The sequence below is a fragment of the Lutibacter sp. genome, from assembly GCF_021647475.1.
Taxonomy (GTDB): Bacteria; Bacteroidota; Bacteroidia; order Flavobacteriales; family Flavobacteriaceae; genus Lutibacter.
In genome coordinates, this window is record NZ_JAKIUR010000031.1 from 1 (window position 1) to 15,860 (window position 15,860).

Genomic DNA, 15,860 nt, shown 5'->3' on the forward strand with positions numbered 1-15,860 from the left:
AGAAATTATCAAAGTGAATGAACGTGTAGAAATTTTTATGATGGCATTTCAAGGAAATTTACTAAAAATATTTCCATTACAAAATTCTTCAAATAATAAATGGATTCAATGGAATGATCCTCTTGCCACTACACCTCTCACAGGGGCAATAAAAGCATTAAATCAAGATTTAAATTTAAAGGAGTTCAACTATAAAAATTTAATGATGCTTTATTTAACAGATGTGTTTAATGCAACAAGATCTGGTGATTACTCTAGGCCAAATAGGATACTAGGCTACCTTAAAAATATTCAAAAACAAAGTAGTGCAGCAGACTTATTACCCTCTGAATCCAAGATAGATAAAGAAATTAGTTATACTAAATCAAAAATATTTATCAACTTAAAAGATATATATGCCTTATTAAGTGTTATTTTACTAGTTCTTGCTTTTATAGATAATTTAAAATCTAAGAAAAGTAAAATATTAACTACAACATTGAATGTATTTATTGGAATTTTAGCCATTGCATTTATATATCACACTTATGGAATGGGACTTAGGTGGTACCTATCTGGTCATGCTCCTTGGAGCAATGGATATGAAGCATTAATTTTAATTGCCTGGGGTAGTTTATTAGCTGGATTTAGTTTTGTGCGTTATTCTAAAATTACACTAGCTGCAACCGTTTTATTAGCCTTTTTTACCTTAATGACTGCCAGTCACAGTAGTTACGACCCTCAATTAACAAATTTACAGCCAGTACTTAAATCATATTGGCTAATCATTCATGTTGCCACTCTTACCATTAGTTATGGTTTTTTAGGTTTAGGCTTTATTTTAGGATTGATGAACTTAACATTATTTCTTATTAAAAATGTTAAAAATTATAAAAAAATTGACTTGATAATTGCCGAATTAACACATATCAATGAAATGAATTTAACAGTTGGACTTTTCTTAGCAACAATTGGAACTTTCCTTGGGGGAATTTGGGCTAATGAGTCTTGGGGTAGATATTGGGGGTGGGATGCCAAAGAAACTTGGGCTTTAGTAATTGTGATAACCTACTCAATTATTTTACATTTTAGATTAGTACCAAAAATGAAGAGCTTATATATTTTTAACGTAGGTGCCGTTGTTAGTTTTGCAAGTGTGCTTATGACGTTTTTTGGTGTAAATTATTACTTATCTAAAGGAATGCATAGTTACGCAAGTGGTGATACTCCTGTATTCCCTGTATGGGCTTGGATTGTTATAATTTCTATTTTAACTCTGATTGTTGCAGCTGGATTTAAAAATAATTTAAATAAAAATTCTAAAATTTAGTTTAAACAATTAATTTATGAATTAACATTTATTTTACTAATGAATTTATTAATAGATAAAAAAAATAATGTTTTATATTATAGTTATCTTTTGAAAACATTGTGAAAAATACGATGCTTAAAACTTATAAAACACCATCAAATTATACTATTATCCAAGTTGACAAATTTTTATGAGCTAATTAACCTTGAAATGATACTTTTTTCCAAGGAGGCATTAACCATAATAAAAAAGCTAAAATTAACAGTGGTAAAATTAACCAAACAGCTGCCATAAAATAACCTTCCAATCCCGAGTAAACAGCATTAAATGAGGTGAACCCGCTTAAACTTTTTGAAAATAATTGTCCTCCAATAACAACATTCCATCGCATAAAGAAAATTCCTATTAACACCATAATACCAACTAAAAAGTAACAAGTTTTTCTAATTTTTTCAGAAGGCTTATATACTTGAAAAAAACCTATAGTAAACAGAGGTATTATTGTACCAAGTAGAACTTGCATATAAATTAAAGTAATATTTAATTTACCCCCAACCAGTACTTTAATAATATCAAAGGATTCTTCTGCCTCATATATACGATGAACTTGGTCTAATGATTCAAGCGTAAAATCAATAATTAAAATATAGAGTAAATATCTAGCAATGGTATCTAAAACAGGCATTTCAATTTTAACTTTTCGTACCCAACTTACCACCATATAAATAACCATTACCAAGGCTATTCCTGAGACCATTGCCGAAAAAAGAAATATTACTGGCATTAACACTGATGACCACCACGGATTGGCTTTAATTGACCCAAAAATAAAACCTACATAGCCATGCAATAAAAATGCTGAAGGTATACCTAAAACAGTGATAAAATAACCTAATTTATCATCTAATTTTGCTGATTTTTCATCAGTATCATTAATCCCAAGTGTTATTATTTTGTAAAAATATTTTTTAAATCCAGTACTCTTTTTTGACCAAATAACAAAATCTAAACGGTAATCAAACCAAATTTCTAACAGTAAAACCACCATCAAATACCATAAATAAACAAAACCAAAAATAGCCATGGCGGAAGTAGGATTAGGAGTCATAAATATTTCATACGACCTTAAAGGATGTTGTAAATGGCTTACTAACGGTAATGTTGCAACTAATAAAAACGCTAATGCGGTTAGCAATGCCAAACCGTAAGTAGGTTTCAATACTTTAACATTAAAAACACGTTCTAAAGAAGCTAAAATAAAAGCTCCCGCTACTAATCCCGTAATATAAGGATACAAAACAATCATTAAACCCCAATGTAAATCTATTTCATTTGGGTAAATATACCCATCTACATGAGATAGTGCCTGATATAAATGTTGAAAATGCTCTTCCATAATTATTTAACTTCTGAACTTAGCCCGTTATAAAACACTTTTGGATGTGTATTTAAATGAGGTTTTAATACTTCCGTTTGTTTTTTTTGTAAAAATTTAACCAAATTACTTTTTCTGTCTCTTAAATTTCCAAATATACGTGCATTTGTTGGGCAAACTTCAACGCAGGCAGGTTTCAAACCTTTGGTAATTCTATGGTAGCAGAAAGTGCATTTATCTGCTACTTTTGTAACTGGATTCATAAAACGAGCACCGTAAGGACAAGCCTGAATACAATAACTACATCCAATACAATACGTTGCATCAACTAAAACCACACCATCAGGACTTATAAAAGTAGCACCAACAGGGCAAGCTTGTACACATGGAGCATTGGTACAGTGATTACATAATTTTGGAACCATAAACGATTTAAAAATATCTTTATCTGGAACAGACTGTTTTAATCCACCAATACCTCCATTTGGAGATTCAATTTTAACTTTACCGTTATTTTTAACGGTATATTGTTCAACCCAAGTTCTAAAATAAAAAGGTTCTTTTGGAACATTATTTTCTACTTTACATGCTTCGGCACATTTACCACAACCAATACAAGTTTCTATATCAACACCCATACCCCATAAAGTATCATTCGCTTTATCTTCTTTAACTGCACCTTCTTTATTTTGTGCAATCAATTCAAAAGGCTTTAACAATGAGTACAATAACGTTCCGCCTAATAAAGCAACAGATGATTTGAAAAATTTCCTTCTATTTTCTTTTATTTTTTCAGTTCCCATGGTGCGTGTGAATTATGACAATCAATACAATTTTGTTTTTCATAATGATCTTTAAAATCTAATTGTGGAGGCCCTTTTTTTAAACGACCTGCATTAATAGCATGACATTGACCACAAAATTCGTTACTTCCTTCAACTTTAGGAGGGTTTGTTTTACAAGCATCAGTTGCTAGTATTTTTGGAATATGACAACTTTCACAGGAAACTGCATCATGCAAATCTGAGTATTTTAAATCATAAATGTCTTGATGACAGGTAATGCATTCTTTTTCACCCTTATACTGTAATGGAATCAATTTTGCATCATTAATAGCATTGGCGCGATAATGTCCATATTTACCGAATGAATCAGGTTTTAAATACTGCTGGATTAAAATAAAAACACCTACAAATACAACAAATGTGGAGAATAAACGAAAAATTACTTTTGGCATATGGTTTTAGATTTTTAAACTAAAAAAGTTAAATATCATTAATTGTATTGCTTGATATAGTTATTTAATTTTCTTTTTAACTTTACGGTTCCATATTGCATTGATACTTAAAGCTGGAATAATAGCAAAAAGAATTCCTATAAAGGCTGGAGTAACTTTTCCGTCCATAGCTTCTATATAGATAAAAGCAACAAATAAAACTATCGAAATCAAAATAATTAAAAATGTTGAAATAGTCTTTAGGTTTTTTTTATTCATAATAAATTTATTGAAGTAAAAGAACAACTGTAAAAAAGTCTATCAAAACTAAATTACAGCCAAATAGAAAAGGGGGTATAATATTATAGAAAACCTTCATTGTTTCCTATATAACCGTCAATACTTTGTATAAAGTATAAATAATTAATCTTATATTAAAGATTTATTCGAATCCAAATTACTAAAAATAAAAATATTTTATATGATATTTGTCACATTTACAGATATTTACAAGAAAATAAAAAATAATAACATAAAAAGTAATTATTTTAGATGTAAAATTCTATCACACTTTTTTTTAAAATAATTTTATAAATAATGCCATCTTACATAAGATTATTTGGGTAGTTAAGCTATTTTTTGTAGAATTATTGTAATAACATTTCAGTTATTAAAGGCCTTTTTTAATTGAAATAAAAATGGTATATGAAGTTTCAACCTAATTTAAAATTGTATGCTATTTAGTAATTATTTCTCTCTCATTCATGCTTAAATGCTCATTGAAAGATATTCAGATTTAAATAAGACATCATTATTAGCACATTAATTACGATTTTAAACTTAGTTACTTTCATAAAATCTAAAAAACCCAAACGAGCAAACTCGTTTTGGGTTTTTAATTTCATTTAATATAAACTGATTTAAATGGTCATTGAAAAAATACGGGTATCTGGTTTATTTTCAACCAAACGCAAATCAAAAGCCATACAAATATTTCTAACAAATTTTCTTCCTTCTTCTTTTACAACCACTTTTTCATTGGTAACTTCAACTAAATTATCCGCAATAATTTCTTGCAACCTTTCTACAATTCCTTCTTTTTGAGATTCACTTAAACCTACATTCCAAGTAGTTTCTAAATTGCACATTAAATTTAAAATATGCTTTCTTATTATTAAATCGGTATCTGTTAATAAGTGACCTCTAAAAATAGGTAATTCTCCTTTATTTATTCGTTCAGTATAATCATCAACATCTTTTTCATTTTGAGCAAATGCATACCAGGAATCGCTAATAGATGACATCCCTAAACCAATCATTAGTTCTGTTTTACCCGCAGTATAACCCATAAAATTACGATGTAATTTTTTAGATTCCATAGCTTTATATAACGAATCGGTTGGTAGTGCAAAATGATCCATTCCAACTTCTACATAACCATTATCAAAAAATAATTGTTTTCCTAATTCATACAGATAGCGTTTTTCTGAATCATGAGGTAAATCGGTATCTTCAAATCCTCGTTGCCCTACTCCTTTTATCCAAGGAACATGAGCATAACTATAATAGGCAATTCTATCTGGTTTTAAAGCTATGGTATTTTTTATAGTATTTCTAATGCTCTTTTCTGTTTGAAAAGGTAAACCAAAAATTAAATCGTGACTAATAGATTCATATCCTATTTCTCTTGACCAATCATTAACAAGTTTTACTTGTTCAAAGCTTTGAACTCTATGAATTGCTTTTTGAACTTTTGGGTCGTAATCTTGAATACCAAAGCTATTTCTTCGAGAACCTAAATCAAAAAGTGTTTGTAATTGTTCCTTTGTGGTGTGGTTTGGATGACCTTCATAACTAAAATCAAAAATTTTGAATTTATCTGCCCTTTTAAAAATTCCATTAATTAGTTTTTTTAAATTTTCAGATGAAAAAAAAGTAGGAGTACCTCCTCCTAAATGGATTTCTCTAATTTTTGGTCTTTCCACTAAAAGATTGCAATATAAATTCCATTCTTTTAAAACGGTTTCTATATAAGGTTGTTCTACTTCATGCCGAGTAGTAATTTTTTTATGACAAGCACAAAACGTACATAAACTCTCACAAAATGGAAGATGAATATATAAACTTATGCCTTCTTTATCATTACTTTCAATAAAAGATTTTTTTACAGAATTCTTCCAGTCGTCTGATGCAATTCCTTCTTTGTCCCAAAAAGGAACGGTTGGATAACTCGTATATCTTGGTCCTGGAATATTATATTTTTGAATTAAGTTTTTCATTTTTCAAGTATTTAGTATTAAGATTTTATAATTGAGAATTCATGAATAAAAACTTAAATAAACTCATTGTTCATTTTAACTTTTTAAACTTACTGTTACGTCAGTTCGAGCCTGCCTGACAGCAAGGCATATAATTTTTTGATAAAAAATGATATTGAGAACAATTGTCTCTAACTAAAAAACCTATTCTCGATACTAATTTTAAGCCTAAAAAGGCTAAAATTCACTCGAATTGACGAAATTTTATTTTAATAATTCTCATTACTCAATACTCAAATCTATTAATCTAATTTTTATATTCTTGAACGGCTTCAATAAACGCCTTCGCATTATCTAATGGAGTATATGGTAAAATTCCGTGTCCTAAATTTACAATATATTTATCTTTTCCAAAATCATCAATCATTTTAGCAACTAACTTTTTAATTTCTTTTGGTGGAGATAATAATCGGGTAGGATCTAAATTACCTTGTAAAGTAATCTTATTTCCTATTAATTTTCTTGCCATTTTAGGAGTAATTGTCCAATCTACTCCTAAAGCTGAGACATTTGAATTTGCCATTTTTTCTAAAGCAAACCAACATCCTTTTCCAAAAGCTATTACTGGAGCATCATCTTTTAATGCTTCAATAATCTGATTGATATATTTCCAAGAAAACTCTTGATAATCTACAGGAGATAACATTCCTCCCCAAGAATCAAATATTTGAACTGCATCAACTCCTGCTTTTACTTTCTCTTTTAAATAAGCAATAGTTGTATCGGTTATTTTTTGTAATAATGTATGTGCTGCAATAGGTTGAGTAAAACAAAATTCTTTTGCTTTATCAAAAGTTTTAGAACCTTGCCCTTGCACACAATAGCACAAAATAGTCCAAGGTGAACCTGCAAAACCAATTAGAGGAACTTCATTATTTAATTTTTCTTTGGCTAATTTAATGGCATCCATTACATAACCTAAAGTTTCATTTATTTCTGGAACAATTACTTGTTCAACATCTTTTAGAGAGCGAATAGGATTTTCTAACCAAGGACCAACATTAGGTCTCATTTCAAAATTTATGTTCATAGCCTGCGGAACTACCAGAATATCTGAGAATATGATGGCTGCATCCATGCCAAATCTTCGATAAGGTTGTACGGTAATTTCAGAAGCTAATTCGGGAGTTCTACAACGCGTAAAAAAATCATATTTTTCTCTCAAAGCTCTAAATTCAGGTAAAAACCTTCCTGCCTGACGCATCATCCATACTGGTGGACGACTTACCGTTTCACCCTTTAAGGCTTTTAAAAATAAATCGTTTTTAATCATTTTATTATCGTATTTGGTAGTTGGTATCTAGTAGTTGGTACTTAATAAATTACCGATACAAACTTTTTTATTTATTTAAATGCTTTTGAAAATTCACGAGCATTTTTTGGATTTTATTTAATCTTAAAATTAATTCTTCAACATCTTCTTCAGCAATAAAATTTAATTCAGAAGCTATTATAAATTGTGTTTCTAATTCAAAAGAGGAACCTAAAGCAATTGCTATAAATCTAGAAAAATCTTTATTTGTATTTCTTCCAGCTCCTTCAGCAATGTTTGAAGGTATTGAAATAGCCGATCTTTTAATCTGAGATGTTATTCCATAAATTTCAGAAGGTGGAAAATTTGATGTAATCTTATAAACAATCACACTAAAATCTTTTGCTTCTTGCCAACAATTTAGTTCCTTAAAATTATGCACATTTTTATATTTTATAAATACCTAATACTAGATACCAGATACTATTTAACTTTTATCCGCAACTGCTTTCATTGCTATTTGTATGGCTGATCTTACTTTGTAAATATCTCTTTTACTCATTGCAGTACTTAAAAACCAAGATTCAAATTGAGATGGTGGTAAAAATACTCCGTTCTCAATCATTTTCCAGAAGAATGTTTTAAATTTTTCAGTATCGCTAGTTTGTGCCGTTTTAAAATCAACTACTTTTTCTTTAGTAAAAAATGCATTTAACATAGAACCAAATCGGTTAACCTGAAGATCAACTCCATTTTCTTTAGCGGCCCTTTTTAGTTCTCGTTTTAAAAAAGAAGCCGTTTTATTGAAAGCCTCATAAGGATTTTGTTTTTTTAATTCTTTTAAAGTGGCTATTCCACTTGCCATTGCAATTGGATTACCAGATAAAGTTCCTGCTTGATACATATCACCTAATGGAGAAACCATTTCCATAATTTCATCTCGAGCACCATAAGCTCCTACTGGAAAACCTCCACCAACAACTTTACCCAAACAGGTAATATCTGCTTCAATACCCAATAATTCTTGAGCTCCACCAAATTGAGATCTAAAACCAGTCATTACTTCATCAATAATTAATAAAATACCACTATCTTTAGTTAGTTCTTTTAATTCTTTAATAAATTGTTTGTTTGGTAAAACAACTCCCATATTACCTGCAATAGGCTCTATAATAATAGCCGCCACATCATTATTATATCTTAAATGTTGCTCTACAGAATCTATATTATTATATTCGGCAATTAAGGTGTTTTTTACTGCATCATTTGGAACTCCTTTACTACCAGGAATACTTAACGTTGCTAAACCAGAGCCTGCAGCTACTAACAAAGCATCAGAATGTCCGTGGTAACAACCTGCAAATTTTATAATTTTATCTTTTCCAGTAAAAGCTCGTGCCAAACGAATTGCACTTAAAACAGCCTCGGTACCTGAATTTACAAACCTAACTTTATCCATTCCAGGAAAAGCTTCGCAAACCATTTCAGCTAAAATAATTTCACCTTTGGTTGAAGCTCCAAAAGTATAGCCGTTTTTTAAATATTTTTTAATCGTTTTTTCAACGTAGTAATTTCTATGACCTAAAATCATTGGACCATAAGATAATACCATATCTACATATTCATTATCATCAACATCGTATATTTTGCTTCCTTTTGCGTGGTCAATAAATAACGGAATTCCTCCAACAGATTTAAAAGCTCTAACCGGAGAATTTACTGCTCCAACCAAATGTCTTTTACCTCTAGTGTATAATTCAAGCGACTTTTCTAATTTCATTTTTTAGTTTTTTTATTTAGATCTCCTTTTAATTCAATTAAAAAGAATCAAAATTACTTCTATTTTCTACTTAAAACTTTAGCAACATCTTTTGCAAAGTAAGTTATAATGATGTCGGCTCCTGCTCTTTTCATAGAAAGTAAACTTTCCATCATTACTCGTTCTTCATCAATCCAACCTTTTTGAGCCGCAGCTTTAACCATTGCATATTCTCCACTTACATTATAAGTTGCCACTGGCCGATCAAAATTATTTTTTACATCTCTAATAATATCTAAATAAGACAATGCTGGTTTTACCATTAAAATATCTGCACCTTCTTGGTCATCAAAAGTAGCTTCGCGTAAGGCTTCATCTCTATTTGCGGGATCCATTTGATACGTTCTTCTATCTCCAAATGTTGGAGCAGAATCTGCTGCATCTCTAAATGGGCCGTAAAATGCGGATGAATATTTTACGGCATACGACATAATTGGTAAATTAGGAAAACCTGTATTATCTAAAGCTTCACGAATAGTTTGTACCATACCATCCATCATACCTGACGGAGCAACCATATCAACGCCTGCTTTTGCATGAGAAATAACTTGTTTTGCTATATTTGGTAAAGTTGCATCATTATCAACATCGTTATCATGTATAATTCCGCAATGTCCGTGACTGGTATATTCACAAAAACAAACATCGGTAATTACGTATAAACTTGGATGATTCTTTTTAATAAAACGAACTGCTTGTTGCATTATTCCATTATCATTCCAAGTTTCTGAACCTTCTTCATCTTTTTCAGTTGGAATACCAAATAATAAAACTGCTGGTATATTTAAGGCAACAACCTCATCCAATTCTTTGGAAACTTTATCTAAAGACCATCTTTTTATTCCTGGCATAGAAACTATTTCAGTTTCAATATTTTCTCCTTCTTCTATAAATAATGGATAAATTAAATCATCTATAGAAAGTTTATTTTCTCTAACTAATCGACGAATATTTTCTGTTTTACGTAAGCGCCTTGTTCTAAACATGATTTATAATTTTATGATTTTTTAAAATAATTATTTACCAATTTTAATACTCCTTCTACCGTGAAAATTGATGAAACTTCTACACTATTAAAATGTTTTTTCGCTTCATTGGCAGTAGTTTCTCCAATGCAAAAAGCAATTTTGGAATCTGCTGTGTTTTTTTGCAAATAACTTTTAATTCCTGAAGGACTATAAAATAAAATTCCTTTGTATTTATCTTCAACTTTTTTAGGTGTTAAAACGGTTTGATAACACACTACTTCATTAAGTTCAATATTATTTTTATTTAAAATAGTTGGCAAATCTTCTCTACGTTTGTCTCCACAAAAAAAGGTAATTTCTTTTACTTTTAAATTTTCAACTAAATAATTAGCAAGTTTTTCAGCAGAATTTTTAGAATGAGCTACTTTACCTATCTTCTTTTCAATTAAACGTTTTGTTCTTCGACCAACGCAATAAATATTTTTAAAATTTAATTCTATTTTTGAAAAATTGTACAATAAAGCTTCTACCCCATTTTGACTGGTAATTATTACATTTTCAATAGGCTTTTTTATAACTATTTTTTTAAATCTATTATTTCTGATGGTGATAAAATCGCTCATCGAAATTCCAATATTAGAATTTAGTTCTTTTGTTTGCTCTACAGATAAAGTTTTAGTTGAAAAAATCTGAATTTCTTTTTCTAATACTTCCATTTGACGCATCAGTTTTTTACCGCCACGTTCTAAAACATAATTAGCAGCATACTCGCCTAAATCACTAACATTATTGGCTTCAACTTCTTTAAAGAATTCAATTTTATTTTCTCCGTCCGGACTAAATAAAACGCCTTTAAATTTAATCATATCATCCCGTAAAACAGCCAAAGCCCCTATTGGAGCAGTACAACCACCTTCCAGAACTTCTAAAAAACGACGTTCAATAGTTGCACATTTTTCAGTTTCTTCATCATTAATTTCTTTTAAAATTTCAAGAATTTCTTCATTTTTTTCTAAAGCTGCAATCATTACTACTCCTTGTGCCGGAGCTGGAACCATCCAATCTAATTTCATATGATTTTCAGGTAAAATATTTAAGCGTCTTAATCCTGCAGCAGCAAAAATTGCTCCATCCCAATTGTTTTCAGCTAACTTTTTTAAACGTGTATTTACATTACCTCGTAAACCTGTAATGGTATGATTTGGATAGCGATGTAGCCATTGTGCTTTTCTGCGTAAACTTCCTGTGGCAATAAGGGCAGTTGGGTTTGCAAAGAAATTTTCATCCTTTTTTAGCACCAAAATATCGTTAAAATTGCCTCTTTTTAAAACTGCCGCTTGTACAATGCCTTCTGGCAACTTGGTAGGAACATCTTTAAATGAATTAACCGATATATCAATTTTATCATTTAATAATGCCGTATCTAAATTTTTAGTAAAAACGCCAACAATTCCCAATTCATATAATGGTTTGTCTAAAACCATATCACCAATAGAATCAATTTTAATTATTTCTGTTTTATGCCCAAAATGTTCTAATTGTTGTGCAACAGTGTTGGCTTGCCACATTGCTAGTTGACTGGAACGAGTTCCAATTCTAATTATCTTCATGTATACTTAATTCATTTATGTGAAACATTTTACTTATAACTTCAATACTTTGATCAACTGAAGTATTTTCGTCTTTCAAATGTTTTATAAATTGTGTAGTTATTTTTTGAATCATACGTGAAGTAATTAATTCGGCATGTTCAATATTAAACTCTTTTATTTTTCTGGAATGAAAATCAATTTCATTATGCTGAATTATTTTAAGCGATTCTTTTAATGCATTAACGGCAGGAACATATTTTCTAATTGCTATCCATTCATTAAATTCCTCTTTATATCTTTTTATGATTTTTTCAGTATGTGGAATTTCACTTTCTCTAATTTGAAGTGTTTTATCTGTAATTTTAGATAATTCGTCAACGTTAATTAAAGTAATGTTTTCTAATTTTTTAACTGCTATTTCTACATTTGAAGGAATGGATAAATCAATTACTAATTTTGGATTATCATTTTTTAACTGATTAACTGTTACCGTAGGTTCATTTGAACCTGTAGAAACAATTAGTATATCTGCCTTATCAATTTCATTTGCTAGATTATTGAAATCAGCTACATCAATCCCGTGATATTCAGATGCAAATTGAGCTGCTTTTTCTTGCGTGCGATTTATAACCGTTACATTTTTGTTATCCGTATATTCTAAAATATTTTTAATGGTGTTTTGCCCAATTTTACCTAAACCATAAATTAATATGTTCTTTTGATTATAATTTTCAACATGTTCAATAATATATTGAATTGCAGCATAAGCAACGGAAGTAGTCCCTGAACTTAATTTTGTGTGATTTTTCACATCTTTACTTGCTTGTAAAACCAAGTTCATTAATCGTTCTAAATAAGCATTTGTAGTTCCTAAATCTTTTGCCTGTTTATAAGCGGTTTTTAGTTGACCAACTATTTCATAATCTCCTAAAATTTGACTTTCTAAACCAGTTCCTATTCTAAATAAATGACTAACAGCATCTTTATTTTTAAATACGTTGGAAACCGAAATAAAAGATTCCACACTTCCATTAGAATATTTAATTAATAAGCTAATTAGTTCAAAAGGATGTTTAGCAAAACCCGTAATTTCTGTTCTATTGCAAGTAGATAAAACAAAAATGCCATCTATGCCTTTTTGCTTTGCCTCTTCTAATAATAAAATTTGATTTTCTTTGGAAATACTAAAAGTTCCTCTAACTTTAACATCGGCTTTTTTATAGCTTATACCAACGTTGTATAATTTAGTTGCTGTATTTTCTTGATTCATAAGGTTGTTATCCATAAATATCGACAAAAGTACAATTTACTTTTTTTACAAAACGTCGGTAAAAGTACTTTTATTGTCGTTATAAGTTATACTTGATTTTCTGCTATGCAAGTACCAACTATTTTTTAAAACAAAAAATGATTAAAATCAGTATTTATATATCTTCTTCTATGTGAATATTATCATTTTTATTATAAACTTCATTTTTTTTGAAACTAAAATTTATACTTACATTTGCAGAGTTAATTTATTTTTAACTAAAAATAGTTTATGAAGTTCAATCTTAATAAATATAAAAACATCGATAAAAGTACTCATTGCATTTTAAACGAAAAAGGCAAATTTAAAGTGCTTCATTTTAATAATTTAGCTACTGAAAATGAATTATTTAAAATAAAATTAAATGATAATTACATTCAACTTTATTTCTGTTTAAAACAGCTTTGCACAGTTGCTTTTAATATGGAACATTGTGCCATAAACTTAAAAGATACTGACTCCTATATGGTTTATTTTAAAGATAATGAAATGAATGTGTTATTTGATTTAGCACCAAAATCAGAGTTAATTTGTTTTCTTATTTCTCTAGAATATTTTCATTCTTTATTTTCAAATGAAGGCAATTACTTAATTAATTTTTCAAGTTTTAACTCCAATAAACCCATTATTGAACCTAAAGAAATTAGCCCAACTATTAAATTGATTTTAAAACAATTAACCACAAAATATATTCATGAAAAACTTCGGCCTATATACATAAAAGGTAAAATTTATGAATTATTAAGTTATTATTATAGTACAACCGAAAATTCAAATACTGAAAGCTGCCCTTATATTTCTAGCGAGGAAACCATAAGTAAAATTAAAGAAGCAAAACAAATTGTAATTGAAAACATGAATAATCCACCATCTTTAAATGAATTGGCAAAACAAGTTGGGCTAAACATCAAAAAATTAAAATCTGATTTTAAAGACTTTTATGGATCTCCTGTTTTTACTTTCTTATTGAATTACAAAATGGATTTGGCAAAAAATTTATTAGTTGAAAATAAATACAACGTTAATGAAATAGCACTACAATTAGGCTATAGCACATCAAGTCATTTTATTGCTGCTTTCAAGAGAAAATTTGGAATTACGCCTAAAAAATACTCAAAATCATAATTATGAAAGGAGTATTATTAGTAAATCTTGGATCTCCAGATAGTACCTCAACTAAAGATGTAAAAAAATATTTAGGTGAATTTTTAATGGATAAACGTGTTATTGATATTCCTTTAATTTGGAGAACGTTATTAGTAAAAGGAATTATTTTAAATACTCGCCCAAAAAAGTCTGCCGCTGCTTATAAAAAAATTTGGTGGGAAGAAGGTTCTCCTTTAATTGTGTTATCCAAAAGATTACATGAAAAAGTAGCAAAATCATCAAAAATCCCAGTGGAATTAGCCATGCGATATGGCAATCCATCTATTAAAAAAGGAATTGATGATTTAGTAAAAAAAGGAGTAACTGAAATTTTGTTAATTCCGTTATATCCACAATTTGCAATGGCAACTACTGAAACCATTACTGTTTTAGCAAAAAAAATCATCAAAAAAGATTATCCTTTAATTAAACTAGAAACTTATCCTGCATTTTATAATAAAAAGGATTATATAAAAGTATTAAGCAACAGCATTCAGCAAGAAATTGATAAAGTACAACCTCAACATTTACTTTTTTCTTATCATGGAGTTCCTGAAAGGCACATTAAAAAATCTGATATCACAAAATCACATTGTAAAATTGATGGAAGTTGCTGCAAAACCTCATCGCCATCTCATGAATTTTGTTATCGGCATCAATGTTATGAAACCACTAGGTTAGTTGCCAAAACATTAAATTTAAACGATGGAACTTATAGCACTTCTTTCCAATCTCGCTTAGGACGAGACCCTTGGTTACAACCTTATACCAGTGACACTATTGAAGATTATGCTAAAAAAGGTATAAAGAATTTAGCAGTAGTAACTCCTGCTTTTGTTTCTGATTGTTTAGAAACGTTGGAAGAAATTGGAATGGAAGCAAAAAAATCATTTTTAGAAAATGGTGGAGAAAAGTTCACCACAATTCCGTGCTTAAATGATAATGATGACTGGGTAAATACTTTAGTAAACTGGATTACAAATTGGACTAACATTTCTTAATTATGGAATATTTATATATCAAATCATTACATATTATTTTTATAACTACTTGGTTTGCAGGACTTTTCTATATCATTCGTTTATTTATCTATTTTAAAGAAGCGGAAGAAAAACCTGAAACTGAAAAACAAATTCTAATAAAACAATACCAACTAATGATTAAAAGGCTTTGGTATATGATAACTTGGCCTTCCGCAATTTTAGCTACTTTTTTTGCCGTTTGGTTACTAATTTTAAATCCTGCCTGGTTGCAAACCAATTGGATGATTATAAAACTAGGATTTGTAGCCTTACTTTTTGCATATCATTGGTCGTGCCAAATTATGTACAATCAAACTAGTAAAGGATATTTAAAATATTCTTCTTTTAGTTTACGAATTTGGAATGAAGTTGCAACCATAATTCTATTTGCTTGTGTTTTTTTAGTTGTTTTAAAAGATGCTTTGGGTTGGGTTTTTGGCGTTATTGGAATTGTTGGTGTTTCTATTTTACTAATGTTAGGAATTAAATTATACAAATCCGTTAGAAACAAAAAAAATTGGGAAACAAAATAATTTTTTAGTTTTTTATCAT

General features: G+C 29.2%; 15 protein-coding genes. 4 read left to right on the plus strand and 11 right to left on the minus strand.

Going from position 1 to position 15,860, the window contains the following annotated elements; all coding sequences use genetic code 11:
• Positions 1-1,309: cytochrome c biogenesis protein CcsA (gene ccsA, locus L3J60_RS08550; RefSeq protein WP_291975080.1), on the plus strand; the 1,309-nt coding region annotated here is incomplete at its 5' end.
• 181 nt (positions 1,310-1,490) lie between these two features.
• Here the strand turns inward: ccsA and nrfD are convergent.
• From nrfD to hemA, 11 genes are all read right to left on the minus strand, one after another.
• Positions 1,491-2,687, minus strand: a complete 1,197-nt coding sequence (gene nrfD / locus L3J60_RS08555) for an NrfD/PsrC family molybdoenzyme membrane anchor subunit (protein ID WP_291975081.1) — start codon at positions 2,685-2,687, stop codon at positions 1,491-1,493.
• A 2-nt stretch (positions 2,688-2,689) separates the two neighbouring features.
• Positions 2,690-3,469 (minus strand): 4Fe-4S dicluster domain-containing protein, encoded by a 780-nt coding sequence (locus tag L3J60_RS08560; RefSeq protein ID WP_291975082.1) that lies wholly within the window; start codon positions 3,467-3,469, stop codon positions 2,690-2,692.
• Positions 3,451-3,903, minus strand: coding sequence for a hypothetical protein (locus L3J60_RS08565; protein ID WP_291975083.1), 453 nt, complete (start codon positions 3,901-3,903; stop codon positions 3,451-3,453). Before L3J60_RS08565 ends, L3J60_RS08560 begins: the two co-directional genes overlap by 19 nt.
• Positions 3,904-3,963: 60 nt before the next feature.
• Complete coding sequence (locus L3J60_RS08570) at positions 3,964-4,161, minus strand: hypothetical protein (protein ID WP_291975084.1); 198 nt, start codon at positions 4,159-4,161, stop codon at positions 3,964-3,966.
• 641 nt (positions 4,162-4,802) lie between these two features.
• Positions 4,803-6,161 (minus strand): oxygen-independent coproporphyrinogen III oxidase, encoded by a 1,359-nt coding sequence (gene hemN, locus L3J60_RS08575; RefSeq protein ID WP_291975085.1) that lies wholly within the window; start codon positions 6,159-6,161, stop codon positions 4,803-4,805.
• 286 nt (positions 6,162-6,447) lie between these two features.
• On the minus strand, positions 6,448-7,473 hold the full coding sequence (hemE, locus tag L3J60_RS08580) for a uroporphyrinogen decarboxylase (RefSeq protein ID WP_291975086.1): 1,026 nt from the start codon (positions 7,471-7,473) through the stop codon (positions 6,448-6,450).
• 67 nt (positions 7,474-7,540) lie between these two features.
• Entirely contained in the window at positions 7,541-7,894 is a 354-nt protein-coding gene (locus tag L3J60_RS08585; protein WP_291975087.1) for a four helix bundle protein, read from the minus strand.
• 45 nt (positions 7,895-7,939) lie between these two features.
• Positions 7,940-9,232: a glutamate-1-semialdehyde 2,1-aminomutase gene (gene hemL / locus L3J60_RS08590; RefSeq protein WP_291975088.1), complete on the minus strand. Its 1,293-nt coding sequence runs from the start codon at positions 9,230-9,232 to the stop codon at positions 7,940-7,942.
• Positions 9,233-9,291: 59 nt separating this feature from the next.
• Entirely contained in the window at positions 9,292-10,257 is a 966-nt protein-coding gene (gene hemB / locus L3J60_RS08595) for a porphobilinogen synthase (protein WP_291975089.1), read from the minus strand.
• Between the two features lie 11 nt (positions 10,258-10,268).
• A complete protein-coding gene (hemC, locus tag L3J60_RS08600; RefSeq protein ID WP_291975090.1) occupies positions 10,269-11,849 on the minus strand; it encodes a hydroxymethylbilane synthase in 1,581 nt (526 codons plus the stop codon).
• Positions 11,836-13,116 carry a glutamyl-tRNA reductase gene (gene hemA, locus L3J60_RS08605; protein WP_291975091.1) on the minus strand — a complete coding sequence of 427 codons (1,281 nt, stop codon included), beginning with the start codon at positions 13,114-13,116 and terminating at the stop codon, positions 11,836-11,838. The genes hemC and hemA overlap by 14 nt, the downstream gene beginning before the upstream one ends.
• Positions 13,117-13,371: 255 nt before the next feature.
• Here hemA and L3J60_RS08610 point away from each other — a divergent pair, with 255 nt between their 5' ends.
• From L3J60_RS08610 to L3J60_RS08620, 3 genes are read left to right on the plus strand one after another with little or no spacing between them, the layout of a single operon-like run.
• Positions 13,372-14,265, plus strand: coding sequence for an AraC family transcriptional regulator (locus tag L3J60_RS08610; protein ID WP_291975092.1), 894 nt, complete (start codon positions 13,372-13,374; stop codon positions 14,263-14,265).
• 2 nt (positions 14,266-14,267) lie between these two features.
• Positions 14,268-15,287: a ferrochelatase gene (gene hemH, locus L3J60_RS08615; RefSeq protein ID WP_291975093.1), complete on the plus strand. Its 1,020-nt coding sequence runs from the start codon at positions 14,268-14,270 to the stop codon at positions 15,285-15,287.
• Positions 15,288-15,289: 2 nt separating this feature from the next.
• Positions 15,290-15,841 carry a CopD family protein gene (locus tag L3J60_RS08620; RefSeq protein WP_291975094.1) on the plus strand — a complete coding sequence of 184 codons (552 nt, stop codon included), beginning with the start codon at positions 15,290-15,292 and terminating at the stop codon, positions 15,839-15,841.
• Positions 15,842-15,860 lie beyond the last annotated feature (19 nt).

Excerpts from the sequence above, each read along its gene's own strand:
- hemL (WP_291975088.1), bottom strand. The coding sequence starts at position 9,232 with ATGAAATTAGAAAAGTCGCTTGAATTATACACTAGAGGTAAAAGACAT.
- hemA (WP_291975091.1), bottom strand. The coding sequence starts at position 13,116 with ATGGATAACAACCTTATGAATCAAGAAAATACAGCAACTAAATTATAC.
- hemC (WP_291975090.1), bottom strand. The coding sequence starts at position 11,849 with ATGAAGATAATTAGAATTGGAACTCGTTCCAGTCAACTAGCAATGTGG.
- L3J60_RS08565 (WP_291975083.1), bottom strand. The coding sequence starts at position 3,903 with ATGCCAAAAGTAATTTTTCGTTTATTCTCCACATTTGTTGTATTTGTA.
- L3J60_RS08570 (WP_291975084.1), bottom strand. The coding sequence starts at position 4,161 with ATGAATAAAAAAAACCTAAAGACTATTTCAACATTTTTAATTATTTTG.
- hemB (WP_291975089.1), bottom strand. The coding sequence starts at position 10,257 with ATGTTTAGAACAAGGCGCTTACGTAAAACAGAAAATATTCGTCGATTA.
- hemN (WP_291975085.1), bottom strand. The coding sequence starts at position 6,161 with ATGAAAAACTTAATTCAAAAATATAATATTCCAGGACCAAGATATACG.
- hemE (WP_291975086.1), bottom strand. The coding sequence starts at position 7,473 with ATGATTAAAAACGATTTATTTTTAAAAGCCTTAAAGGGTGAAACGGTA.
- L3J60_RS08620 (WP_291975094.1), top strand. The coding sequence starts at position 15,290 with ATGGAATATTTATATATCAAATCATTACATATTATTTTTATAACTACT.
- nrfD (WP_291975081.1), bottom strand. The coding sequence starts at position 2,687 with ATGGAAGAGCATTTTCAACATTTATATCAGGCACTATCTCATGTAGAT.
- L3J60_RS08560 (WP_291975082.1), bottom strand. The coding sequence starts at position 3,469 with ATGGGAACTGAAAAAATAAAAGAAAATAGAAGGAAATTTTTCAAATCA.
- L3J60_RS08610 (WP_291975092.1), top strand. The coding sequence starts at position 13,372 with ATGAAGTTCAATCTTAATAAATATAAAAACATCGATAAAAGTACTCAT.
- hemH (WP_291975093.1), top strand. The coding sequence starts at position 14,268 with ATGAAAGGAGTATTATTAGTAAATCTTGGATCTCCAGATAGTACCTCA.